Genomic DNA, 24,468 nt, shown 5'->3' with positions numbered 1-24,468 from the left:
CGCGCGAGGGCGCTCGTCGCGCGCGTGCACTTCGTGATCCTATGCCTAGTGCGCACTCAGCGCCCGTGCGTCAGGCCGCTTGGGCGCGGATGCGGACCGGCACCGTCTTGGCCGCCGGCACATGGCTCTCCTCGGCGTGGTGGGAGACGGCGATCAGCGGATTGCACTCCGGATAATAAGCCGCGATGCAGCCGTCCGGCACATCATATTCCACGATGCGCAGATCGGGCACCGCGCGGGCGCGGCCATCCTCGGCATCGCTCTCGAGGGTGACGATCTGGCCGTCCGTCAGGCCCCAGCGAGCGATGTCGGCACGGTTCATCATCACCACCTTGCGCGTGCCCTTGATGCCACGGAAGCGATCGTCGTAGCCGTAGACCGTCGTGTTGAACTGGTCGTTCGATCGCACGGTGATCAGTCGCAGCCGTCCCTCGGCATCGGCGAAGCCCGCCGCGTCGAGATCGGAGGGGACGAGGAACTCCGCCTTGCCGGATGGCGTCGCCCAGATCCGCCCGGCCGCCTTGTTGCCTTTCCAGAAGCCGCCGGGCTCCTTCAAGCGCGCGTTGAAATCGTTGAAGAAGTTGGGGAATATGGCGGCGATCTCGTCCCGCACGCGGGCATAGTCCGCCACCCAGCCGTCCCAGTCGACGCTGGGGTTCGGTGGCAGCAGCGCCTTGGCGATGCCGGCGACGATCGCCGGCTCGGATCGCAGGTTCGGGCTCGCCGGCGTCACCCGCCCGCGCGAGGGGTGGATCACGCTGGTGGAATCCTCCATCGTCACGATCTGCGGGCCGCTCGCCTGTTCGTCGAGCTCGATCCGGCCGAGGCAGGGCAGCAGGTAGGTCGCACCGGCCGCCGGCACCAGATGGCTGCGGTTGAGCTTGGTGGCGATCTGCACGGAGAGGTCGAGCTTCGCCCAGCCCTCCTCCATCAGCACCGTCTCCGGCACCGCGCGCAGGAAGTTGCCGCCCAGCGACACGAAAGCCCGCACGCTGCCGTCGATCACGCCCTCGCAGGCCGCGATCGTGTCGCGCCCCTTCTCGCGCGGGGGCTCGAAACCGTAGCGCGCCTTCAGGCTGTCGAGCGGCGCGAGCTCCGGCTTCTCGGTGATGCCCACCGTCCGCTGGCCCTGCACGTTGCTGTGGCCGCGCACCGGGCACGGCCCGGCGCCGGGCCGCCCGACATTGCCGCGCATCAGCAGCAGGTTCACCAGCATGCGGACATTCTCGACGCCCTTCACATGCTGCGTCAGCCCCATGCCGTAGATGCCGAGCACCGCCTTGGACCGGGCGTAGACGGCCGCCGCCTGCTCGATCGCCTCGCGCGGCAGGCCCGATGCGCGGACGATCTCGTCCCAGTCCGTCGCGCGGACATAATCAGCGAAGGCCGCGTAATCGTGGCAATGCTCGGCGATGAAGGCGTGATCGATCACGCGCGGGCCGCCGGATGCCTGCGCCGCGTCGTCCGCCGCGATCACATATTTCGCGATGCCCGTCATCGCGGCGAGGTCGCCGCCGGCGCGGACCTGGTGATATTGGGTCGAGATCACCGTCTCGCCGCGCGTCGCCATCTCGATCGGGTTCTGCGGATCGGTGAACCGCTCCAGCCCGCGCTCCCGCAGCGGGTTGAAGGTGATGATCTCCACCCCGCGCTTGCGCGCCGAGCGCAGCTGGTGGAGCATTCGCGGGCTGTTCGTGCCGACATTCTGGCCGAAGAAGAAGATCGCGTCGCACGTCTCGAAATCTTCGAGCCGCACCGTGCCCACCGGCACGCCGATCGCCGCCTTCAACCCCACGGAGGTCGATTCGTGGCACATGTTCGAGCTGTCGGGCAGGTTCTGGTGGCCGTACATGCGCGCCAGCAGCTGGTACATGTACGATGTCTCCAGGCTCGCCCGGCCGGAGGCGTAGAAGATCGTCCGCTCCGGCTCGATCGTCTTCAGCCGCGCGCCGATCTCGGCGAAGGCGGTCTCCCACGGCACCACCACGTAGCGGTCGGTCGCGGCGTCGTAGCGCAGTGGATCGGTCAGGCGGCCATGCTGCTCCAGATCATAGTCCGCCCAGCCGCGCAGTTCCGTCAGGCTATGCTCCTGGAAGAAGGCGGGCGTGGTGCGGCGGGTGGTCAGCTCCCACGCGGTCGCCTTGGCGCCCTCCTCGCAGAACTCGGCCGCGTGGGGCGGATGGGGCTTGGACCAGGCGCAGCTGACGCACTGGAAGCCGTCCGGCTTGTTCTGCCGGGCAAGCTCGGCCAGTGCCGCGGGCGACACGCGCTCGCGCGGCAATATCTCCGAGACCGACCGCAGCGAGCCCCAGCCGCCCGCCGGGCCGGTGTAGGGCTCGATCTCCGCCTCGTCCGGACCACGCTCGCTCATACCCATATTCTCCGTTTGCCCGGCGATAACGCTGCCGATTGCCGATCGCTCCGGCTGGCACTTGTCAGAAGTTCGCCACGACGGTGGCGCAGGCTATGCTGGCCGCCGGAAGGAGAGGATTATGCAGCAGCTCGATATCCGCGGCGTGCGCATGTTCGTGGCGGTGGCCGACATGCTCTCCTTCCGCCGCGCCGCCGAGCAGCTGCACGTAGCCCAGCCGTGGCTGTCGGTGCAGATCCGCCGGCTGGAGGAGCAACTGGGCTTCCGCTTCGTCGATCGCGATCGCAACCGCATCGTCACGCTGACGCCGGAGGGCCGCGCCTTCCTGCCGGCCGCGCGCGCCTATGTCCGCGCCGCAGAGGATGCCGCCGCCGCCGCGCAGGCGATCAACCGCCGCGCGCGGACGATCCTGCGCGTGGGCGCGCCCGATTTCTCCGCCGACATTCCCGAGCGCGGCCGCCTGATCGACGATTTCACCGCGCGCCACCCCGATATCGAGGTGGAGGTGGTGAACGCCTGGTCGATGGTGCTGCGCGAGCAGTTGCGCGCGGGCACGCTGGACGTGGCGCTCACCATCGGCGGCACGCCGGCGCAGCCCGCCTGCGAGGCCACCCGCCTCGGCCGCTATCGCTGGGCGCTGCTGGTGCGGGACGAGCCGCGATGGCCTATGGCGGAGCTGCCGCTAGCGGCGCTGGCCGGCATCGGCGTGGCGGTGTTCCGCCGCAACATCAACCCGCCGCTGTACGACGGGCTGGTGCGCGAGCTCTCCCGCCTGGGCATCGGCGTGGTGACGCTGACCGAGGCGTCGATCCCCGGCCTTCATCATCAGCTCGAACGATCGCCCGTGCCGGTGATGGTCGGTGAGTGGCACGGGCTGGAGCGGCCGCTGCCGCCCGGCATGCGCGTGGTGCGGCTGACCCCGCCGATGCCGACCTTCGACCTCTGCCTGGAACGGCGGCGCGGTGACGACCGGCCGGCCGTGGCCGCCTTCTGGGCCGCCGCCGCCGGCGCGGCGCCGGCGCGGGTTGATAAGAAAGCCGTATCAAGCCGCGCGTGATAGATATTAGACAGCGCCGCGCGGCCGCCTATCCTGCCACGTGCCGACACCCGCAGCCACATCGACGGGCGCGGCAGCAACAGGCGGGGAGGGGGTTGCATGACGCCGCGCGGGCGAAGGCCGAACCAGGCGGATGTCGCGCGGCCGCACACCCGATCCTCGCCTTTTGAACAGGCAGCCGATCGCTCGCGACGGCGGAGAATGATCGCATAACGATAATGAGGGGATGTTCGATGCGCTACGCCTTCCTGGCTTCCACCGCGCTTGCCGCCATCGCGGCGCCGGCTTTCGCCCAGACCGCCGATCCGGCGGCGGGGCCGTCCACCGTTCCCGCGCCCGTGACGCCGGCGACGCCCGCCGCCGGCGTCAGCGATGCCTCGTCCGAGGCGGCCGGCATCGGCGAGATCGTCGTCACCGCGCGGCAGCGCGCCGAGTCGCTGCAGGACGTGCCGGTCGCCGTCTCCGCGCTGGGCGGGGCGCTGCTGGAGAATGCGCAGATCCAGAATGTCGACGCGATCGAGCGGTACATCCCGAACGTGGAGCTCGGCCGCCACCCGTTCACCGGCGGCGGCCTCTCCGCCTCCATCCGCGGCGTCAGCTTCGGCGATCTCGATCGCGCGTTCGAGCCGGCCGTGGCGGTGGCGGTGGACGGGGTGTTCCTCGCCTCGAACACCGGCGCCATGACGGACGCGTTCGACGTCGCGCAGATCGAGGTGCTGCGCGGGCCGCAGGGCACGCTGTTCGGCCGCAACACGATCGGCGGCGTCATCAACATCAAGCGCACCAAGCCCACCCTGGACTGGGGCGCCAAGCTGCAGGGCACCTATGGCAGCTACGATCGCCGCGAGGTGCGCGGCATCCTGAACGCGCCGATCGTGAAGGACGTGCTCGGCGTGAAGCTGGGCGGCTATTATGAGCGATCGGACAGCTTCACCCGCCGCCTGAGCGACGGCAAGCGGGAGGACGGCATCGATCGCGTCTCGCTGTTCGGCGCCATCCGCTACGCGCCGGACGACAGCTTCGATGCCACGCTCAGCGTCGACTATATCGACGACAAGTCGCACTATCCGTCGCTCGTGCCGCTCTCGGCCGGGCCGGGGCTGGTGCCGGCGTCGAACAACCAGCTGTTCTGCTCGGCCTTCCGCGCCTGCTACGGCACGCAGTATCAGCAGATCAAGAATAGCGGCTTCAAGGCGGCGCTGAACGACTATCCGTTCGCCGCCTCGCTGGAGAGCATCGCCACCGCCCTCAACATGAAGAAGCAGTTCGGCGGCCTCTCGATCGAATCGATCACCGGCTACATGCACCAGAAGGATGCGCTGAACATCGAGAATACCGGCGGCGCCAACTTCCTGCCCGGCCGGCCGATCTTCGTCTCGATGCGCGACCAGAAGGCCGAGCAGATCAGCCAGGAGCTGCGCGCGATCAGCAGCTTCGATGGCGCGTTCAACTTCGTCGCCGGCCTCTACTACATGCGCTCCACCTTCGACCTGAACCCGCAGATCGCGCTGCTGAACGGTACGCCCTCGCAGAATTTCAGCGCGGGGCAGGCGCTGGATGCCTACGCGGCCTATGCCGAGGGCTATCTCGATCTCGCCAAGGGGCTGCGGCTGACCGTCGGCGGACGCTACACGATCGAGAAGAAGGCGTTCCACATCACGTTCCGCAACCCGGCCACCGGCGCCGTTACGGCGCGCTGCCCGGATGCGAGCCTCACCGCCAACCCCGCCTTCGACAGCTGCCGCGATCCGGACGTGACCTTCAAGAAGTTCACCCCGCGCATCATCCTCGATTATCACTTCACGCCCGACGTGATGATCTATGGCAGCTGGTCGCGCGGCTACCGTTCCGGCGGGTGGAACAGCCGCGCCTCCGTCATCACCGCGATCGGGCCGTACGAGCCGGAGACGGTGGACAGCTACGAGGCCGGCATCCGCACCACCCTGATCGAGCGGCGCCTGCACCTGAACCTCACCGGCTTCCACACCAAGTACAAGAACAAGCAGGAGGAGGTCATCACCGCATCGCCGGTGAACCCGGCCGTCACCCAGACGCTCGTCGAGAATGCCGGCAAGGCGACCATCAACGGCGGCGAGCTGGAGCTGGACCTGGCGATGACGGACTGGCTGCGCATCCGTGGCAGCGCGGGCTATCTCGACGCCAAATATGACAGTTTCATCCAGGGCGGCGTCGATATCCGCGCGCTCCGCAACCTGCGCTACGCGCCGGAATGGTCCACCAGCATCGGTGGCGAGGCGACGATCCCGATCGGCGACAACACGCTGCTGGCGAACGCCAACTACAAGTGGACCGACAAGTTCGCCACCGCGATCGTGAAGGACACGCTGGGCCTGAACCGGGACTTCATCGACAATTACGGCACGTTCGACGCCTCGATCGGCTACGAGCTGAGCGTCGGCGCGCGCAGCAAGGCCAAGCTCTCGGTGTTCGCCCAGAACGCCTTCCACAAGGATGGCCGGCTCTATCGCAAGGTCATCACGGGGCCGTTCTCGTTCGGCAGCCGCGAGGTGGGGCGCACCTTCGGCGTCGAGCTCGGCTTCACCTACTGATGGCGGCGGCCGCCGCCGCCCGGCGGGTCTTCGTGCTGGGCGGCACCGGCGACCAGGGGCGGCCGCTGATCGCCGCGCTGCGCGCCCGCGGCCACCGGGTGACGGCCGGCGTGCGCGATCCGGCATCGGCGAGGGCCGCCGACCTCGGCGTGCCCCTCGCCGCCGCCGACATCGGCGACGCGGGCGGGATGGCGGCGGCGATGGCGGGGCATGACGCGCTGGCGCTGCACCTGCCGTTCGTCCACGATGTCGCGCGGGCCGAGGCGATGGCGCGGGCGATCGCCGAAGCGGCGCAGGCCGCCGGCATCGGCCGCATCGTGTTCAACACAAGCTGCTTCGTGGCCGACCGCGACCTGGGCGTGGCCGGGCATGACGGGCGGCGCGCGATCGAGCGGGTTTTCGCCGGCGCCGGCGCCGCCTTCGTCAGTCTGCGCCCGATGGTGTTCATGGACAATCTGACGCGCCCGTGGGCACGGCCGGCGATCGTCCGCGACGGCGTGTTCGCCTATCCCGCCGCGCCCGCGCTGGCGATCTCGTGGATCGCGATCGACGACGTCGCCGCGTGCATGGCGGCGGCCGTGGAGCGGGACGGGCTGACCGATGCCCGGATCGCGATCGGCGGGCCGGAGGCGCTTGCCGGGGCGGAGACGGCGATCCGCCTCGCCCGCGCGCTCGGCCGCCCCGTCGCGTTCCGCAGCCTGCCGCCGGAGACCTTTGCCGCCGACATGTCGGCCCTCGTCACCGGCTCGCGCGAGGTCAGGCCGGCGAGCGTCTATGACGGCATGGCCCGGCTCTACGCCTGGTACAACGCCCAGCCCTCCTCCCCGCTCGCCTGCGATCCCGCCGCCGCACGCGACCTGATGGGCCGCGATCCGGTGGATCTGGAGAGCTGGGCCGGCCGGCAGCATTGGCGCGCCGACTGAGCGGTCACGGCAGAGCGGGTCTGCTCCCCACTCAACGGCGACCGGCGCGTTCGTTACGCCGGACAGACGAGAGCAGCGGACAAGGGCACCGCCAGCCGGATCGCACCTATGGTTGCGATTCCGCCGAGTCGCGCTGCTGGCGGTAGGGCGCCCCCTCCGCGGGCGTGACGACCAGGGTCGCCGTCCAGCGACCCGCGCCGCCTCGGCCCAGCACGACGCTCAGCAAGGTCGCCGGCTTGCCCGGCGTCAGGGTCGCGGCGCCGCTCTGGCTCGTCCGGTTCACGCCCGAAGGCCCCTGCCCGGCCACCTCCAGCGTGTAGCGGGCGCGATAGCTGGCCGGGGAGAGGCCGACGACGTTCAGCCGCAGCATGTCCTTCTCGTGCAGCACGATCAGGGTGATCGGCGGCGCGGGCTGGCTGGCGGCCAGCGCGGCGAGCAGCAGCGCCGTCACGGCGACGTGCCCTGGATGGCGCCCAGCACGCTGGTGGCGGCGGCGGCCTGCTCGGGCGTGAGGCCCTGGACGGGATCGTCCGCCTTCGGCGGCGGCGGAGTGGCGGTGCCGAGCACGACGGAGGCGAGGCCCTGCATCGCCGCCGCATCCGCATCGGCGCCCGCCGGCGCGATCCGGCGCTCGGCCGTGCGCGCGATCGTGTCGCCGGCGGTGCCGCGTCGCTCGGCCTCGCGCGGCGCGATCACGCGCTGCTCCACCAGCAACCGCTGCTCCGCCGAGAGCGGCTCGGCGTCCGGCGGCGGGAAGCTGGCGCTGCGCGTCTCGATCACGGTGCGGCATGCGGCCGTCTTCGCGCCGGTCGCCGGATCGCAGCGATCGCGCCCGTACACCCGGGCGACGGCGCCGGTGCGCCCGTCCGCCGGGCGGGAGAGCGGCGCGGGCGGCTGCGCGCTCGGCCGACCGCTGCTCAGCTGGGTCGATCCGCGCGCCGTGCGCGTCTCGCGCACCAGCTGCGGGCGCCGCCGCGTCGCGCGGGGCGGCGAGCTGCGGCGGCGGCAGAGCGGTGCGCGCGGCGGGATCGGCGGAGCCCGAAACGTCGCGGGTGGCGGTGCCGATCTGGCTCGATCGCGCATCCTCGGCCGGGGCGGCCGCCGGCGCGATCTGCGGAATCGCCTGCGGCGATTCCGCTGCGGGCACGGCCGCCCCGGCGAGCGCCGCGGCGGCCCACCAGCCGGTCACCGGCCGGCCGCCGTCTGCGTGACGGTCATCTGCTGCTGCCCGCTCTGCACGATGCCAAGATCGGCGAGGTTGCTGCCGATCTGGTTCCAGACGAGCATGTTGCCCGCCCCGTTCTGCGTGGCGGTCATGGCGTTGCCGTCACCGGCCTGGCTCAGCGTCGCCTGGTTGGCCGCGCCGTTCTGCGCCAGCGTCATGGCGTTGCCGCTGCCCGTCTGGCGCATCGCCGCGTAGCTCGCGGCGTCGCCGGCGGTCTGGCTGGCGCGGGCGACGTTGGCGATGCCGGACTGGCTCAGCAGCAGCACGGCACTGCCCGACTGGTTCGCCTCCGCCCGGTTCAGCGTGCCGGCCTGGTGCAAGGTCGCGTGGGCGGCGCCGGCCTGCGTCACGTTCGCCTCGTTGCGATCGCCCTCCTGGCGGATCTCGGCCACCGCCTGCCCGCCGGACTGGACGATCCGCGCGACATGGCCGTCGCCGATCTGGTCGACATAGGCGCTGCCGCCGCCCGCCGCCGCCCCGGCCGGGCAGGCGGCCCCGATCGCGCCGATACCGGCCAAGGCGATCAGAAATCCCAGCGAACGCGTCATCTTCCTCGATCCTCTCGTGCCCCCGGGGCGGATGCGGCCGGCTCCACCGAAGCCGGCCGCGACGGCCTTACTGGTAGATCGCCGCCACGTTCAGCGATCCGCCCTGAAGGATGCGGGCCTGATTGTCCGTGCCGGCCTGGCTCACCAGCGCGAACCCGTCGGTGCCGCCCTGGATGACGGAGACGAAGCCGTTGATGCCGGTCTGCGTCAGGCTCGCCAGATTGTCGCTGCCCTTCTGCAGCGCCAGCAGCTCGTTGCTGGTGCCGCCCTGCACCACGGTGGCCTGATTGTCGTAGGCCTGCCGGGCATTGGCCAGCAGCGGCTGGAAGTCGCCGTTGAGGGCAGCCGCCAGATCGACGACGAACACGTCGGCCTGCACCACGCCGGCGGCGTTGGCGGTGCCGCTCTGCGTCAGCCCGGCCCGGTTGCCGCTGCCATATTGGCCGGCGCCGGCCATGTTCGCCGCGCCCGTCTGCTGGACGGAGGCGACGTTCGACGCGCCGATCTGGGCGATGCCGGCGGCGCTGCTCTGCGCGTTCTGGGTCAGCATGGCGGTGTTGTCGCCGCCGAGCTGGACGATGCCGGCGAGGACGTCGTCGCCCCTCTGGTCGATCCCGGCGATATTGTCGGGTCCGTTCAGCTGGGCGACGAGGCTGCTGGAGTCTCCGGTGGTGTTCTGGGTGACGCCGGCGGTCTGGTCGGCGCCGATCTGGAGTACGCGTACCGTGCCTTCGGTGCCGCTCTGCGAGACGCCGGCGAAGTTGCCGTCGCCATTCTGGGCCACCGCCGCCAGGTTGCGGGTGCCGGTCTGCGTCACCTGCGCGGCGGCGCCGTCACCGATCTGGAAGACGCCGCTCTCGTTGAACGCACCGTGCTGGACGATGCCGGCCGACGCCCCGCCCGACTGCGTCAGGGTGGAGATGGCGAAGAGCCCGCTCTGCTCGACATTGCCGGCGTTGCCGCCGCGGCCCTGGATGACGACCGAGCTGTTGCCGCCGTAATTGCCCGCGACAGTCGGCGGCGCGACGGCGTTCTGGCCGACGAACACGCTGTCGTCATCGTCCTGCGAGACGAGCGAGGTGTTGCCGCCGACCGGCTGGCCGTTCAGGCCCTGCCGCACGATCGCGGTCGCGCGGATACCGGACTGGTCCACGGTGGAATCGTTGTGGCCATATTGCGCCACGTCCGCCACGCTGCCGCCGCCCGCGCCGGCGCCCTGGCCGATCTGGGTGATCGACGACGAGTTGTAATAGGCGCCGATGCGTTGGGTCTGCAGCACCGTCGCGGCGTTGCCGGTGCCCTCCTGCTTCACGGTGGAGGTGTTGGCCGGGTGGTAGACGACGCCGACGTCGCTCTGCGTGACGCTGGCGCTGTTGTTGCCGCCGCTCGTGTCGGCGATGTTCTGGCTGATCGTCGAGTTGCTGTCGCTCGATGATCCGGTCTGGTCGGCCGTGGCGCTGTTCGAGGTGCCGTTCTGGTTGATCGTGCTCGTCGAGCTCGCCGCGAGCGCGGGGCTCGCCGCGAACAGGGCGGTGGCGGAAGCGGATGCGAGTATGAGACGCTTCATGGTCTTGTCCTTGTCTCTCGTTCGTTCACGATCGGGATGGTCGGGAACGGCAGTTCGGTCGCAACGACCTGCCGCGGCCCCGCCCCGGCCAAGGGGGGGAGCCGCGGACATGGCCTTACTGGGTGATGGCGGCGTAGTTGCCGGTGCCGCCCTGGTTCACCAGCGCATCGTTGCTCGTGCCGCCCTGGTTGACATAGGCCTGCCCGTCGGTGCCGGACTGGTTCACCAGCGCATCGTTGTTCGTGCCGCCCTGGGTGACATAGGCCTGCCCGGTTGTGCCGGACTGGGTGACGAGGACGAGGTTGTTGGTGCCGCCCTGGGTCACGCCGGCGGTGTTGCCGTCGCCGCTCTGCAGCACCAGCGTGCGGTTGTCGTCGCCGCTCTGCGTGATGCCCGCATTGTTGTCGCTGGCAAAGCCGGTGGCGCTCACGCTGCTGAGATTGCCCATCAGCACCGCCTCGGGATTGCCGACGGTGGCCTGCGCCTGACCGATGCCGGCCGCGTTGCGGTTGCCGCTCTGGTTGATGCTGCCGGTGTTGCCGGTGCCCCCCTGGCCGATGCCGGCGAGCTGTTCGTTGCCCGATTGCGTGATGCCGGCATTGTTGTCCGCCGCCGTGCCCGGCGCCGAACCGCCGATCTGCAGCACATAGGCATCCGACGAGGTCGCCGACTGGCTGATGTTGGCGCCCTGACCGGCGCCGGTCTGGGCAACCGAGGCGAGGCTGCCGCCGCCGCTCTGATCGACGGTGGCGATGTTGGTGAAGCGCGGGCCGATCGAGGCCGGGCCGCCCTGCTGGTTAACGGTGGCGGTGGTGTTCGCCCCGCTCTGGTTCACCGAGGCCACGTTGTCGCCATAGGCGCCGCCGGCAATACCACCCTGGGTGACGGTGGCGGTCGCATCCTGGCCGGTCTGCGTCACGCCGGCGGTGTTGTAGATGCCCTGCTGCGAGACGGTGGCCTTGGTGCGCAGCCCGTTCTGCGTCACCGTCGCGAGGTTCAGCTCGCCATCCTGGGTAAGGTTGGCCTCGGCACCCTGTGCGTTCGCCCGCTGATCGACGACCGCGACATTGTTGTTGCGCCCGCCGAAGCTGCCGAGGGTGTTGCCGCCGCTTTGCGTAACGGAGGCCGTGCCCGTGCCGCGCTGGGTGATCAGCGAGACGTTCTCGTCGCTGCTCTGCACAACGGTCGCGCTCGATCCATTGGAGAGCTGATCGACGAGAGAGTAATTGTCCTCCCCGTCCTGCGTCACGTCGGCGACATTGTTGTCGCCGCTCTGCAGCGTGATGGCCTGCGAACCGTCGCCGCTCTGCATGATCGTCGACTCGTTGGTCGGCGAGCCGTCGGGCACGTTGGTGTTGGTCTGCGACACGAAGGCGCTCGCGGCGGCATTCTGCGTCACGCGGGAGCGGTTGTCGCCGAAGCCCACGCCCGGGCCGCCCGCCGCCGGATCGCCGGCCTGGATCACGGTGGCGCTGGCACCGTCGGCGGTCTGCCGCGTCGTCGATTCGTTCGCGATGCCGGTCTGCGAGGTGGTGGCGGTCGCGCCGCCGCTCTGGCTGATGGTCGACTGGTTGAGCTCGCCCATCTGTGTCAGGCTGGCGCTCGCATCCTCGGCTGCGGCATCCTGCGTGATCCGCGAGGAGTTGCTCGGCCCGTTATCGTTGTTCTGGCGCGGGAACAGGGTCTGCGAGCGGTTCTGGTTGACGGTGGCGGTCGCGCCGTTGCCGGTCGCGCTCTGCGTGATCACGGACAGGCTGTCGCCGCCGGCCTGGGTGGTGCCGGCCGAGTTGCTGGCGCCCGACTGCGTGGTCGTCGCCGTGGACAGGCGCGCCGCGGTCTGATCAGTCGTTGCGGACTGTGATGCGCCCTGCTGGTTGATCGTGGCGGTGTTGCCGCTGCTCTGCGCCATCGCCGTACCTGCCGACAGCATGAGCGCCAGCGACGAAACCGAACCGAGAATGATGCGTTTCATGAAGAGGTCCTCTGTTGTGCCCCAGCCGCAATTGCCTGCGGGGGTGGAGCGGAGTTGTTCGCATGTGCCCATCGTCCGGGGCGACCCGCCCCGGACGATCACCTCTCTGCGGAGGTGTTGTTCGGGAGGGACGGCGCTGACACGCCGCCCCTCCTGATCCCATGTCCGTCGCCGGCCGCGCCGGCGATCAGCCGCCGTTCCGGCGCGGCGGCTGCGGCACCGGGCCGTCCTCGCCGCCGCGCGTCTCGTTGCGAACCTGTCTTGCCTTCGGTGCCAGCCGCGATCGCCGCATCGCCGCGGCCACGGCTTCCTGCGGATATTTCCCGTCCCGCTCCTGCCGGTATTTCAGCAGGAAGGGCTGGCCGGTCGCCGGGCTGGCGAAATCCCACAGCTTCAGCTCCACGCCTTCCATGACCAAGCCGTAGACGGCCTTCTCGATCGCCTGCTGAAGCGCGATGGTGCCGGGCTCGTTGGTGGTGATGCCGCCTTCCGCCTCCAGCAGCTCCTTGAACGCCACGTAGCGGAAGGCGCTGGCGCTGATGCCGTAGGACGCGATCGTCTTGGACGTGGTGATCGAGGTCAGCACCTCGCCGGTGCGCACCGACACGGCGCGGAGATAGACGGTGGCGGTATGCTGCTGATACTCGGTGTGCGCGCCGATGCCGAGAAAGCTCGCCCCCAGCCCGCCGGTCAGCGTGTTCGTGTCGTAGCCGATGATGCCGCCTTCCAGCAGCACGCCGGCGAACAGCAGGGCCGGCAGCGCCTGCGGGTTGACGTTGGTCTCGCCCAGATAGCGCTCGCGCATCTCGCGGATGATTTGCCGCTCGTTCAGCAGGTTGCGCAGCTGCTCCCGCTCCACAATGGTGAACCACTGGCGGTTGCCGGCATCCTGCAGCGCCTTGACCAGGATCGAGCCGGCACCCTGCGTCACCGCGCGGGAGAGCGTCTGCGTCGTCTCGGTCGGCTTGAACTGGCCGGTCTGGTCGGAGAAGCCGTAGACCGCCACCGCCACCGGGCGCGAGGGCGGCGGGATCAGGTTCAGCGCCAGCTGGATGTCCGTCTTCTTGGGGAAGACCGGCTGGGTCGCGGTCGTCGGCAGGCTCCTGGTATAGGCGCAACCGCCCAGCAGCAGCGCCGCCGCCAGCGCCGTGCCCGCCCCGCGGATCGCGCCACCGCGCATCAATTGACCTTCACGAAGGTCGGGATCTCGATGTTCGTGACCTCGCCGGTCTGGTTGTTGGTGATCGCCAGCTGCACGCTCTCCAGCGAGCGGACGAAGCTGATCGTCTGGCCGCCGAAGGTGATCGTGCCGCGCTCCTGCGGGTTCGCGCCGAAAATCGCATCGGTAATCTGCGACGACAGCGCCGAGAGCAGCCGCGATTGCAGCTGGCGGGCGAACAGATCGGCGTCCGACGCGTTCGCCGTCGATTTCGGATCGGTGTAGGTGTTCTGCGCGTTCGCGATGCCGAGCAGATGGGACGAGTTGAACGGATTGCCGCCGAACGAAGGATTGACCGGCTGATAGACGATCTCGGCGGCAGCGGGTGTCGAGCCAAGAACGGCCAGGCACAGGAAAGCGACGCGCGAAACATTCGCGCATGACAAAGCATACGACACGAGGCAGCCCTCCCCCCGGCACCAAGATCCGGCTGAGCCGGATGTCGAACCGATCGCCTCAGTTGTTCGGGGCTAAAGATCCAACGTGCAGGTCCGTATATTTTTATTTGTTTTGCATCGCAATGCGTCGACGGGATTTCTTGGCGATAACCTCCTGTTCATTCGTCCATAACGGACTGTCATAGTATCAAATCGCCCGTTCTGACCCATTCGACGATGCACGGAGCTCGTTATTACTCGCCGTTTCGGATAGACTTGCTGCGGTTGTCAGATAACGGCACGGTTTTGCCCGGTCGACGCCGCTCAGATCAGTGCCGCGTCCGCCTCGTTCATGCTCGCCGGATCGCCAGCCGCCGTCGTCCAGCCGAGTCGCGGGATGCCGATCGCGCGCCGGCCGCGCATATCGGTGCGCGGCACCAGGATGCCGCGCGCCTCCATATAGCCGATCAGCCGCCGCGTCCGCCCGAGCGAATGGGTGCCGTAGACCCGCGCCACCTCCTCGTCGGATGGACATGGTCGCCCGTCGCGCGCCGCGCGGGCGATCAGCAGGAACACGCCCAGCATGTCCTCCGGCAGGTCGTCGGCCATGGCCAGCGCCGCCGCCCATTCGGGATCGTCGGTCGCGCCCGCCGGCTCGCCCGCCCGCGCCATCGCGAGCCGGCGTTTGAACGCGGTGAGATCGAGCGGCGGCTCGGCCAGGCCGCGCATACGGCAGCGCACGCCGAAATCCTGGTAGAGCTGCGCCGGCGTGCGATAGGTCGCCTCCGCATCCGCCACGATGTCGCGCAGCACCGCCGCCGTCTTGGTCTCGCGCTCGTCCGCCTCGATCAGCGGGAACAACGGCTCGGGCGAGGGTTCGCCGAACACCGGGCGGTTGATGCCGCGGATCAGCTCGTCCGCCGGCACGGGTGCGGGGGGCGGCGGCGGGGCGGCGGCGGGCAGGCCCAGATCGCCGAACAGCAGATCCTGCATCTCGCTGCCGCCGGCCTGCGGCAGCGGCATCAGCCTGGGGCTGGCGCTGCGCGCGCCGGTCTCCACATCGCCGATGCGGATCGCCAGCGGCCGGCGCGAGAGAGCGGGGCCGAGCGCGAGGAAGTGGCCGCGCTCCAGGTCGCGGATCTGCTCGGCCTGCCGCCGCTCCATGCCCAGCAGGTCGGCCGCGCGCAGCATGTCGATATCCAGGAAGGTGCGACCCATCAGGAAGTTCGATGCCTCCGCCGCCACGTTCTTGGCGAGCTTGGCCAGCCGCTGCGTCGCGATCACGCCGGCCAGGCCGCGCTTGCGGCCGCGGCACATCAGGTTCGTCATCGCCGCCAGCGAGGCCTTGCGCGCGTCTTCCGAGACCTCGCCGGCAACGGCGGGGGCGAACAGTTGCGCCTCGTCCACCACCACTAGCACCGGATACCATTGCTCGCGCGGCGCATCGAACAGCGCGGCCAGGAAAGCGGCGGCGCACTTCATCTGCGCGTCGATCTCCAGCCCCTCCAGGTTCAGCACCACCGAGGCGCGGTGCGCGCGGATGCGGGCGGCGACGCGGGCGATCTCCCCCTCGCTATAGTCGGCCGCCTCCACCGCGACATGGCCAAAGCGATCGGCGAGCGTGACGAAATCGCCCTCCGGATCGATCACCACCTGCTGCACCCAAGGCGCGCTGCCCTCGATCAGGCGGCGCAGCAGGTGCGACTTGCCCGATCCCGAATTGCCCTGCACCAGCAGCCGGGTGGCGAGCAGCTCCTCCAGATCGAGCAGCGCCGGCTTGCCGGCGGGGCCGATCCCCATGTCGATCGATACGGTCATCGCGCCGTCCGGCTCACGGCACGCGGCGCACGGAGACGATGCGCACCGGCGCGCGGAGCGACTGGCCGATCGTCTCCTTCGAGAAGCCGCCCGGCCATGTCGGCATGGCCAGGATGCGCCGCACCAGCGGCATCCCGCTCACCACCGTGCCGAAGGCGGCGTAGCCGGGGCTGCCGGGCCGCGCGTCCAGATAGGTCGATCCGGCGCCGACGATGATGAAGAAGTCGCCCATCGCGGTGCCGGGCGCGTTGCGCGCCATCGATACGGTGCCGTCGACGTGGCTCAGGCCCGTCCTGCTCGTCGGCTCGTGCGCGATCGGCGGCAGCGCGCGCGGGATGTGGTGATCGATCCCGCCCTGCAGCAGCCCGGCCTTCGGATCGCGCTTGCCACGCGCGGCGCGATAGAAGGTCGTGCCGTCGAACCTCTTCTCGTCGGCGTAGCGCAGGAAGTTCTGCGTCGTGATCGGCGCCTGCTTCGTCGCGAGCGCGATCACGATCGGCCCCATCGTCGTCTCGATCCGCACGCGCGGACCGGCCGGCGGCGCGGCCGGCGCCGCAGTGGCGATCAGCGCCAGCAGGCCGCAGAAGAAGGCACGGTATTTCGGACGCACGGTAACGCTCACTCCATCCACCTGCCATCCGACATGAAGGCGGGTCAATCGCTTCCGCCGCAACGCAGCGCACCCCATCTTGGATTCGATCGCAAGCGGCGGAGCGCGCACGGGCACGAAGCGATGCCACATGCCGGCCGGAGAATGCGATAAGGATGATGTGATGAACGCGAGCAGACCCGTGCAGACCGCCGACGACCCGCGCTGGGCGCGCATCCGCGCACGCGACGCGAGCGCCGACGGCGCCTTCTGGTATTCGGTGCTGACGACCGGCGTCTACTGCCGCCCGTCCTGCGCGTCGCGTGCGGCCAACCCGGCCAACGTGACGATCCATGACAGCCTGGCGGGGGCGCGGGCCACCGGCGCGCGGCCGTGCCGGCGCTGCGACCCGGAAGGCACCGGCGCGGCGGCGATGGCGGCGCGCATCGTGGCGGCATGCAAGACGATCGAGACGGCCGAGCAGCCGCCCGCGCTGGCGGCGCTGGCGGCGGCGGCGGGCCTCAGCCCCGGCTATTTCCACCGTCTGTTCAAGGCGCGCACCGGCCTCACCCCGCGCGACTATGCCGCCGCCCATCGCGCCGCCCGCGTGCGCGAGGAGCTGCGCGCGGCGGACACGGTGACGGAGGCGATCAACGCCGCCGGCTTCGCCTCCCACGGCCGCTTCTACGAGGGCGCCGCCGCGATGCTGGGCATGACGCCGACGCGCTATCGCGCCGGCGGCGCCGCCGAGACGTTGCGCTTCGCCGTGGGCCAATGCGCGCTGGGCGCCATCCTGGTCGCCGCCAGCGACAAGGGCATCGCCGCCATCCTGATCGGCGACGATCCGGCGGATCTGGTGGAGGATCTGCAGGATCGCTTTCCCGCCGCCACCCTGATCGGCGACGATGCCGGCTATCAGGCGCTGGTGGCGCAGGTGATCGGCTTCGTCGAGGCGCCGGCAACCGGGCTGGACCTGCCGCTGGACGTGCGCGGCACCGCCTTCCAGCAGCGCGTGTGGCAGGCGCTGCGCCGCATCCCCGCCGGGCGGACGGCGAGCTATGCCGAGATCGCGGCGGCCATCGGCGCGCCGTCCGCCGTACGCGCCGTGGCCGGTGCCTGCGCCGCCAACTCCCACGCCGTCGCCATCCCGTGCCACCGCGTCGTCCGCACCGACGGCGCCCTCTCCGGCTATCGCTGGGGTGTCGAGCGCAAGCGCCGCCTGCTCGCACTGGAGGCGGCGGAGTGACGCCAGCGATCGACTGGGCGGAGATCGCCGCCGCGCTGGATGGGCAGGGCTGGGCACTGCTGCCGGCCCTGCTCGATGCCGATGCGTGCGCCGCCACCGCCGCGCTCTACGATGGCGGCGTCGGCTTTCGCAGCCACGTCCACATGGCGCGGCACGGCTACGGCCGGGGCGAGTATCGCTACTTCGCCTATCCGCTGCCGCCGCACGTCGCGGCGCTGCGCACGGCGCTCTACCCGCCGCTGGCCGGCATCGCGAACCGCTGGCACGAGCGGATGGGGCTGGCGCCGCGCTTCCCGGCCGATCACGCCGCCTTCCTGGCCCGCTGCCACGCCGCCGGCCAGACGCGGCCGACGCCGCTGCTGCTGCGCTACGGGCCGGGCGACCATAACTGCCTGCACCAGGATCTCTACGGCGCCCACGTCTTCCCGCTCCAGCTCGCCGTCCTGCTCTCACGCCCGGGCGAGGACTTCACGGGTGGCGAGTTCGTGCTGACGGAGCAGCGGCCGCGCATGCAGTCCCGCGTGGAGGTGGTGCCGCTGGAGCGGGGCGACACGGTGGTGTTCGCGGTGAACGTGCGGCCGCAGGCGGGGGCGCGCGGCGATCGGCGGGTGGCGTTGCGCCACGGCGTCAGCACCGTCCGCTCCGGCCGGCGGCACACGCTGGGCATCATCTTCCACGATGCCGCCTGAGCTGTTCCCCGAGACGCGCGTGGCGCTGCCGCTCGATCCCGGCGCGGTCCTGCTCGGCGGCTTCGCGCTGGACGCGGCGGAGGAACTGCTCGCCGGCATCGCGGCGATCGCGGCGGCGGCGCCGTTTCGCCGCATGGAGACGCCCGGCGGCCGCGCGATGTCCGTCGCGATGACCAACGCCGGCGCGGCCGGGTGGACGACCAGCCGGCGCGGCTATCGCTACACCGCGGCCGATCCGCTGGGCGGGCTGCCGTGGCCGCCGCTGCCGCTCGCCTTCGTCGCCCTTGCCGGCCGAGCCGCCGCGCGTGCGGGGTTCGCCAGCTTCGTGCCCGACGCCTGCCTGGTCAACCGCTACGAACCCGGCGCGCGGATGGCGCCGCATCAGGATCGCGACGAGGCGGATCTCGCCGCGCCGATCGTCTCCGTCTCGCTCGGCGTGGCGGCCGTGTTCCTGTGGGGCGGGCAGGCGCGCGGGGATCGGCCGCGCCGCGTGCCGCTGCACCATGGCGACGTGGTGGTGTGGGGCGGGCCGGCGCGGCTGACCTTTCACGGCGTCGACACGCTGAAGCCCGGCGATCATCCGCTTACCGGGCCGCTGCGCTACAACCTCACCTTCCGCAAGGCGCTGTGATCAGGCCGCCTTGCGACGGGCGAGGAAGAAGCGGACCATCTCGCGCGAGGCATCCGGCCCGGCCGGATCGGTATAGGAGCCGGCCGCACGCCCGCCCGACCAGCCGTGGCCGCTGCCGTGGACGATCCAGCCCTCCAGCGCCACCTGCCCGTCCGCCCCGCGATAGACGGTGCGGGTGTAGCCGCGCCCGCCCGGTGCGATCCCGCGATCGGTGCGCTCGCGCAGCGCCTGCGGGCTCGCCCGGCGCAGCTCGCTGAGGAAGCCGCCGGCGTTGCACGGATAGACCACCCGATCCTGATCGCCGTGGAACACGATCAGCGGCAGCGCCCGGGCGGCGCGCTTCACCGCGCCGATCCGCTCGCCGCTGCCCTTGCGCATCGCCTCGACCGCGCCGGAGAAGGTGCTGACATTGCCTCGGGCCAGACCGGAATGGACGCCGACCGCGCAGTAGAGATCGGGATAGGCCGCGCCGACGATCGCCGCCGCCGCACCGCCCGCCGACAGGCCGGCGATGTAGACGCGCGCCGGATCGGCGCCGGCCGTGCGCATGATCCGCCGCGTCGTCGCCGCGATCACCGCCGGTTCGCCGCCGCCGCGCTCCTGATTGGCGGGCAGGTGCCAGTTCCAGCAGCGGCCGGCATTGGCGCTGCCCGACTGCTCCGGATAGAGGACGAGGAAGCCCTGCTCGTCGGCCAGCGCGTTCATTGCCGTGCCGGCGGCAAAGTCGGCGGCATTCTGGGTGCAGCCGTGCAGCATCACCACCAGCGGCAGGCTGCGCCGCCCGGCGCCGACGGGGGTGTAGAGCTTGTAGGCGAGCCGCCCCTGCGGGCAGGCATGGACGCCATCGACGAAGCTGCCCGGCGGCATCCGCTTCACCGCCGCCGACGAGGACGCGCGCGGCGCCTTCACCCGGGGCGCGGCCACGCGCGCGCGGGCCGGGGCCTTGCGCTTCGGCTTCGCCGTGAGCGGCGCCATCACCGCCTCCTGGATCGCCAGCAGCGCCGAGAGCGGCCGCCCCTTGCGGGACAGGCGCCCGGCCCTCATCAGCGCGGGAAACAGCTTCATCGACACGTGCCCCCTGTTGCGGCGCGATCCGGGCGAACAACCTGCACCCGCCGACACGAACGCAGCATAGCGCCGATCTATCCCGCAGTGCAGCATAAACCGCCCTTGTGTCGCCGGCCGCGCCACTTCTAGGATGTGCGGAGGGAGACTGCCGCGATGCCGATGCCCCGTTCGCTTGTCGTCATGGCCGCCGCGCTCGCCCTCGCAGGCGCCGCCCCGGCACCGACGCCGCAGCAGATCGTCGACCGCGCGCCCGCCGCCGCCTGGGCGGACGTGCCGGCCGAGGATCTGGTGACGATCACGCTGCGGGATGGCGGGCAGGTGGTGCTGCAGCTCGCGCCCGCCTTCGCGCCGGTGCATGTCGCCAACATCCGCGCCTTCATCCGCGCGGGCTGGTTCGATGGCGGCGCGATCGTGCGCGTGCAGGACAATTATGTCGTGCAATGGGCCGCCGCAGAGGGGAAGCCGCTGCCGCCGGGCGCGAACCCCACGCCGCCGGCGGAATATGAGGGCGCGGCCGGCGGCGCGCCATTCCGCCCGCTGGGCTATCGTGACGCCTATGCCGCGCAGACCGGCCACGTCGCCGGCTGGCCGGTGGCGAGCGACGGCCGCGCGCGCTGGCTGGTGCACTGCTACGGCATGGTCGGCGTGGGGCGGGACAATCCGCCGGACACCGGCAACGGCGCCGAACTCTACGCCGTGATCGGCCACGCGCCGCGCCACCTCGATCGCAACATCGCCCTCGTCGGCCGGGTGCTGGACGGGATGGAGCGCATGGCGGCGCTGCCGCGCGGCGGCGGGGCGCTCGGCTTCTACGAGAAAGCCAGCGAGCGCACCCCGATCGTCTCCACGCGCATCGCCGCCGACCTGCCCGCGGCAGCGCGCCCGGCATGGCAGGTGCTGGACACGAACTCCGCCGCCTTCGCGCAGTGGGTGGGCGCGCGGGCGAACCGGGGCGACGGCTTCTTCGTCAGAGCCGCGGGCGCGCTGGACGTGTGCAATGCGATCCCGCCGGCGCGCCGCAAAGGCTGATCGCCTGCTCCTGCCCCGGCGCAGGCCGGGGCAGGGATAGATTACGGGCGGCGCCCTCAGAGCTTGCCGGTCAGCTCCGGCACGATCTTGAACAGGTCGCCGACCAGGCCGACATCGGCCACCTGGAAGATCGGCGCATCCTCATCCTTGTTGATGGCGATGATGACCTTCGAGTCCTTCATGCCCGCCAGATGCTGGATCGCGCCCGAGATGCCGACCGCAATATAGACTTCCGGCGCCACGATCTTGCCCGTCTGGCCGACCTGATAGTCGTTCGGCACGTAGCCGGCATCCACCGCCGCGCGGCTGGCGCCGACGCCGGCGCCCAGCTTGTCGGCCAGCGGCTCGATCAGCGTGTGGAAATTCTCGCTGTTCTGCAGCGCCCGTCCGCCGGACACGATGATCTTGGCGGAGGTGAGCTCCGGACGTTCCGACTTGGAGATCTCGGACCCGACGAAGGTCGAGAGGCCCTGGTCGCCGCCGGCGGCCGCCGCCTGCACGGTGCCCGCGCCGCCGGTCTTCTCCGCCTTGGCGAAGGCCGTGCCGCGCACCGTGAGCACCAGCTTGCCCGCCGGCGCCTGCACCGTGGCGATCGCGTTGCCGGCGTAGATCGGCCGGGTGAACGTATCGGCCGAGACGACCGACAGGATCTCCGACACCTGCACGACATCGAGCAGGGCCGCCACCCGCGGCGCGATATTCTTGCCGTTGGAGGTGGCGGGCGCGACGAACGCGTCGTGATCGCCCATCAGCTGCACCACCAGCGGCGCGACATTCTCGGCCAGCGCATTCTCGTAGGCTGCGTCGTCCGCCAGGTAGACGGTGCCGACACCGGCGATGCCGGCCGCCTCGTCCGCCACGGCGGCGCAGCCGGAGCCGGCGACCAGCAGATCGACGTCGCCCAGCTGGCTCGCGGCGGTGACGGTCGCGAGCGTCGCGTCCTTCACGCTTGCATTGTCATGTTCGACCCAGACGAGCGTCTTCATGCCACCACTCCCAGCACCTTGAGCTTGCCGATCAGCTCGTCGACATCGCCCACCTTCACGCCGGCCTGGCGCTTGGCGGGCTCCTCCACCTTCAGCGTCTTCAGGCGCGGCGCGGTGTCGACGCCATAGTCCGCCGGGGTCTTGTTCGCGAGCGGCTTGGACTTGGCCTTCATGATGTTGGGCAGGCTGGCGTAGCGCGGCTCGTTCAGGCGCAGGTCGGTCGTCACGATCGCCGGCGCCTTGAGGCTGACTGTCTCGAGCCCGCCATCCACCTCACGCGTCACCTTGACCGAGTCGCCGTCGACCTCCACCTTGCTGGCGAAGGTGCCCTGCGGCCGGCCGGTCAGCGCGGCGAGCATCTGGCCGGTCTGGTTCGAATCGTCGTCGATCGCCTGCTTGCCCAGGATCACCAGGCCGGGCTGCTCCTCGTCGACGATCCCCTTCAGGATCTTGGCGACGGCGAGCGGCTCGGCCTCGTCCTCGGTCAGCACCAGGATCGCGCGGTCGGCGCCCATCGCCAGCGCCGTTCGCAGCGTCTCCTGGCACTTCTGCACGCCGATCGAGACAGCGACGATCTCGGTCGCGACGCCCTTCTCGCGCAGGCGGATCGCCTCTTCCACGGCGATCTCGTCGAACGGGTTCATCGACATCTTCACGTTCGCCAGGTCGACGCCCGTGCCGTCCATCTTCACCCGCGGCTTCACGTTGTAATCGATCACCCGCTTGACGGGCACCAGCACCTTCATCGGTGTCACTCCTGCTCGCGATCCTGGCGGATCCTTGGATGCGGCTCGCCTTCGATGGCAAGGCGGGCGAAATCAACTGCGAAGTTGCGAAGTTGCGAATAGCGGCTTGCGAAATCGCGGGGGTGATGGCGCCGCCGCCACCCCCGCCCGCTCAGGCCGCCTGCTTCACCTGCGCGACGATCTTCTTGGCGGCGTCGCCCAGATCGTCGGCGGAGACGATCGGCAGGCCGGAATTGGCGAGGATGTCCTTGCCCTGCTGCACGTTGGTGCCTTCCAGGCGCACCACCAGCGGCACCGCGAGGTTCACCTCCTTGGCGGCGGCGACGATGCCGTCGGCGATGATGTCGCAGCGCATGATGCCGCCGAAGATGTTGACGAGGATACCCTTCACCGCCGGATCGCTGAGGATCAGCTTGAACGCCGCCGTCACCTTCTCCTTGGTGGCGCCGCCGCCCACGTCGAGGAAGTTGGCCGGAAACTCGCCGTTCAGCTTGATGATGTCCATCGTCGCCATGGCCAGGCCGGCGCCGTTCACCATGCAGCCGATATTGCCGTCCAGCTTGATGTAGGCGAGGTCGTACTTGCTCGCCTCGATCTCGCTCGGATCCTCCTCGGTCTCGTCGCGCAGGGCGAAGATATCCGGGTGACGGTAGAGCGCGTTCGAATCGAAGCTCACCTTCGCGTCCAGCACCAGGATCTTGCCGTCCTCGGTCTCGACCAGCGGGTTGATCTCCAGCATCGACATGTCGGTCGCCATGAAGGCGGTGTAGAGCTGCTCGGCCACCTTGGCGGCCTGCTTGTTCAGATCGCCCTTCAGCTTCAGCGCGAAGGCGACGGCGCGGCCGTGATGCGGCTGGAAGCCCTCCGCCGGGTCGATCGTGATCGTGGTGATCTTCTCGGGCGTGTCGTGGGCCACTGTCTCGATGTCCATGCCGCCCTCGGTCGACACGATCATGGCGACCCGGCCGGTGCCGCGATCGACGACCATCGACAGATAATATTCCTTCGCGATGTCCGCGCCGTCGGTGATGTAGAGGCGGTTCACCTGCTTGCCGGCCTCGCCCGTCTGGATCGTTACCAGCGTGTTGCCGAGCATGTCGGTGGCGTTCTGGCGCACATCGTCGATCGTCTTGGACAGGCGCACGCCGCCCTTGGCGTCCGGCCCCAGTTCCTTGAACTTGCCCTTGCCGCGCCCGCCGGCGTGGATCTGGGACTTCACCACATAGAGCGGCCCGGGCAGCTTGCCGGCGGCCTCCACGGCCTCGTCGACGGAAAGGGCCGCATAGCCGGCGGGAATCGCCACGCCGAACTTCGCCAGCAATTCCTTGGCCTGATACTCATGGATGTTCATGGGATGCCTGTCTCTTCCTGATCGGGGAGCCGTCGGCCCTGCGCTAAAGCATATCGCGTCCGCGAAGGCTACCCTGCGGAAAAGCCGGGGCGGGGATCAGCCTTTCAGCGCACAGTGGATGCCGGATTTCGTCACCGCGTCGATGATCGCCGGGTCGCCGGTGCCGGCGACGCGGGCCACGACGTCGCCGACGCGCGCCTTGCGATCGTCCCCCGGCGGGCGGCGGGCGGCGGCGGCGAGCGCGCGCAACTGGTCGTCGCTCAGCCGCTCGGCCAGGCGCGGCGCGAGGCAGGCGGCCAGGCGCGCGGACACGCCGGCCTTCACCAGCGCCGCCTCGACCCGCGACTCGCGCGAGGCGCAGCCGGCGAGCAGGGCGAGCGGGAGGAGGAGGAGGATGGCCCGGCGCCGGCCGGGCCGGGTGGCGCACATCGTCGATCGCGCGATCATCGCGCCTTCTCCCGCTTCATCGCTGACGGCCGGCTGAAC

Annotated in this window: 22 protein-coding genes; 7 read left to right on the top strand and 15 right to left on the bottom strand. The window is 70.5% G+C overall.

The features are described from left to right. Positions 1–70 precede the first annotated feature (70 nt). The gene (locus GNT64_RS17380) at positions 71–2,371 is read right to left on the bottom strand and encodes an FdhF/YdeP family oxidoreductase (protein WP_156680660.1); all 2,301 of its coding nucleotides are present in this window, start codon (positions 2,369–2,371) and stop codon (positions 71–73) included. 121 nt (positions 2,372–2,492) lie between these two features. On the opposite strand from GNT64_RS17380, the gene GNT64_RS17375 reads away from it, so the two are divergent. From GNT64_RS17375 to GNT64_RS17365, 3 genes are all read left to right on the top strand, one after another. Continuing rightward, positions 2,493–3,428: a LysR family transcriptional regulator gene (locus GNT64_RS17375; RefSeq protein ID WP_156680659.1), complete on the top strand. Its 936-nt coding sequence runs from the start codon at positions 2,493–2,495 to the stop codon at positions 3,426–3,428. A gap of 233 nt (positions 3,429–3,661) precedes the next feature. Then, entirely contained in the window at positions 3,662–5,998 is a 2,337-nt protein-coding gene (locus GNT64_RS17370) for a TonB-dependent receptor (RefSeq protein ID WP_197277059.1), read from the top strand. Next, positions 5,998–6,921 carry an SDR family oxidoreductase gene (locus GNT64_RS17365; protein WP_156680657.1) on the top strand — a complete coding sequence of 308 codons (924 nt, stop codon included), beginning with the start codon at positions 5,998–6,000 and terminating at the stop codon, positions 6,919–6,921. Before GNT64_RS17370 ends, GNT64_RS17365 begins: the two co-directional genes overlap by 1 nt. Before the next feature lie 106 nt (positions 6,922–7,027). On the opposite strand, the gene csgH is transcribed toward GNT64_RS17365, so the two are convergent. From csgH to GNT64_RS17320, 9 genes are all read right to left on the bottom strand, one after another. Continuing rightward, the gene (gene csgH, locus GNT64_RS17360; protein ID WP_156680656.1) at positions 7,028–7,372 is read right to left on the bottom strand and encodes a curli-like amyloid fiber formation chaperone CsgH; all 345 of its coding nucleotides are present in this window, start codon (positions 7,370–7,372) and stop codon (positions 7,028–7,030) included. After that, positions 7,369–7,878, bottom strand: coding sequence for a hypothetical protein (locus GNT64_RS17355; RefSeq protein ID WP_156680655.1), 510 nt, complete (start codon positions 7,876–7,878; stop codon positions 7,369–7,371). The genes csgH and GNT64_RS17355 overlap by 4 nt, the downstream gene beginning before the upstream one ends. 228 nt (positions 7,879–8,106) lie before the next feature. Continuing rightward, the gene (locus tag GNT64_RS17350) at positions 8,107–8,694 is read right to left on the bottom strand and encodes a hypothetical protein (RefSeq protein WP_156680654.1); all 588 of its coding nucleotides are present in this window, start codon (positions 8,692–8,694) and stop codon (positions 8,107–8,109) included. 67 nt (positions 8,695–8,761) lie between these two features. Then, on the bottom strand, positions 8,762–10,261 hold the full coding sequence (locus GNT64_RS17345) for a hypothetical protein (protein WP_156680653.1): 1,500 nt from the start codon (positions 10,259–10,261) through the stop codon (positions 8,762–8,764). A gap of 115 nt (positions 10,262–10,376) precedes the next feature. Next, entirely contained in the window at positions 10,377–12,233 is a 1,857-nt protein-coding gene (locus GNT64_RS17340) for a beta strand repeat-containing protein (RefSeq protein WP_197277058.1), read from the bottom strand. Between the two features lie 187 nt (positions 12,234–12,420). Next, entirely contained in the window at positions 12,421–13,413 is a 993-nt protein-coding gene (locus tag GNT64_RS17335; RefSeq protein ID WP_156680651.1) for a CsgG/HfaB family protein, read from the bottom strand. Continuing rightward, the gene (locus tag GNT64_RS17330) at positions 13,413–13,850 is read right to left on the bottom strand and encodes a curli assembly protein CsgF (RefSeq protein WP_231639073.1); all 438 of its coding nucleotides are present in this window, start codon (positions 13,848–13,850) and stop codon (positions 13,413–13,415) included. Before GNT64_RS17330 ends, GNT64_RS17335 begins: the two co-directional genes overlap by 1 nt. 303 nt (positions 13,851–14,153) lie before the next feature. Further along, complete coding sequence (locus GNT64_RS17325; protein WP_156680650.1) at positions 14,154–15,647, bottom strand: helicase HerA domain-containing protein; 1,494 nt, start codon at positions 15,645–15,647, stop codon at positions 14,154–14,156. A 13-nt stretch (positions 15,648–15,660) separates the two neighbouring features. Beyond that, the gene (locus GNT64_RS17320; RefSeq protein ID WP_231639072.1) at positions 15,661–16,257 is read right to left on the bottom strand and encodes a peptidylprolyl isomerase; all 597 of its coding nucleotides are present in this window, start codon (positions 16,255–16,257) and stop codon (positions 15,661–15,663) included. A gap of 163 nt (positions 16,258–16,420) precedes the next feature. Between GNT64_RS17320 and ada the strand changes: the two genes are divergently transcribed. From ada to alkB, 3 genes are read left to right on the top strand one after another with little or no spacing between them, the layout of a single operon-like run. Then, positions 16,421–17,482: a bifunctional DNA-binding transcriptional regulator/O6-methylguanine-DNA methyltransferase Ada gene (gene ada / locus GNT64_RS17315; protein ID WP_156680648.1), complete on the top strand. Its 1,062-nt coding sequence runs from the start codon at positions 16,421–16,423 to the stop codon at positions 17,480–17,482. Beyond that, a complete protein-coding gene (locus GNT64_RS17310) occupies positions 17,479–18,171 on the top strand; it encodes a 2OG-Fe(II) oxygenase (protein ID WP_197277056.1) in 693 nt (230 codons plus the stop codon). The genes ada and GNT64_RS17310 overlap by 4 nt, the downstream gene beginning before the upstream one ends. Further along, positions 18,161–18,802 carry a DNA oxidative demethylase AlkB gene (gene alkB, locus GNT64_RS17305; RefSeq protein WP_156680647.1) on the top strand — a complete coding sequence of 214 codons (642 nt, stop codon included), beginning with the start codon at positions 18,161–18,163 and terminating at the stop codon, positions 18,800–18,802. The genes GNT64_RS17310 and alkB overlap by 11 nt, the downstream gene beginning before the upstream one ends. Here alkB and GNT64_RS17300 read toward each other — a convergent pair whose 3' ends face one another. After that, a complete protein-coding gene (locus GNT64_RS17300) occupies positions 18,803–19,867 on the bottom strand; it encodes an extracellular catalytic domain type 1 short-chain-length polyhydroxyalkanoate depolymerase (protein WP_156680646.1) in 1,065 nt (354 codons plus the stop codon). Between the two features lie 162 nt (positions 19,868–20,029). Here GNT64_RS17300 and GNT64_RS17295 point away from each other — a divergent pair, with 162 nt between their 5' ends. After that, positions 20,030–20,899: a peptidylprolyl isomerase gene (locus tag GNT64_RS17295; RefSeq protein ID WP_156681724.1), complete on the top strand. Its 870-nt coding sequence runs from the start codon at positions 20,030–20,032 to the stop codon at positions 20,897–20,899. 56 nt (positions 20,900–20,955) lie between these two features. Here GNT64_RS17295 and GNT64_RS17290 read toward each other — a convergent pair whose 3' ends face one another. The 4 genes from GNT64_RS17290 to GNT64_RS17275 all read right to left on the bottom strand — a co-directional run bounded on the left by GNT64_RS17290 (position 20,956) and on the right by GNT64_RS17275 (position 24,429). Further along, on the bottom strand, positions 20,956–21,885 hold the full coding sequence (locus GNT64_RS17290; RefSeq protein ID WP_156680645.1) for an electron transfer flavoprotein subunit alpha/FixB family protein: 930 nt from the start codon (positions 21,883–21,885) through the stop codon (positions 20,956–20,958). After that, a complete protein-coding gene (locus tag GNT64_RS17285) occupies positions 21,882–22,631 on the bottom strand; it encodes an electron transfer flavoprotein subunit beta/FixA family protein (protein WP_156680644.1) in 750 nt (249 codons plus the stop codon). The genes GNT64_RS17290 and GNT64_RS17285 overlap by 4 nt, the downstream gene beginning before the upstream one ends. A 151-nt stretch (positions 22,632–22,782) precedes the next feature. Further along, entirely contained in the window at positions 22,783–23,982 is a 1,200-nt protein-coding gene (sucC, locus tag GNT64_RS17280) for an ADP-forming succinate--CoA ligase subunit beta (protein ID WP_156680643.1), read from the bottom strand. Positions 23,983–24,078: 96 nt separating this feature from the next. Next, the gene (locus GNT64_RS17275; RefSeq protein ID WP_156680642.1) at positions 24,079–24,429 is read right to left on the bottom strand and encodes a hypothetical protein; all 351 of its coding nucleotides are present in this window, start codon (positions 24,427–24,429) and stop codon (positions 24,079–24,081) included. Between the last annotated feature and the right edge of the window lie 39 nt (positions 24,430–24,468).

It is taken from the genome of Sphingomonas profundi (assembly GCF_009739515.1).
In the GTDB taxonomy this organism is placed as follows: Bacteria; Pseudomonadota; Alphaproteobacteria; order Sphingomonadales; family Sphingomonadaceae; genus Alterirhizorhabdus; species Alterirhizorhabdus profundi.
Note: the sequence above shows the minus strand (reverse complement) of the source record. Positions and strands in the feature narration are given on the sequence as shown.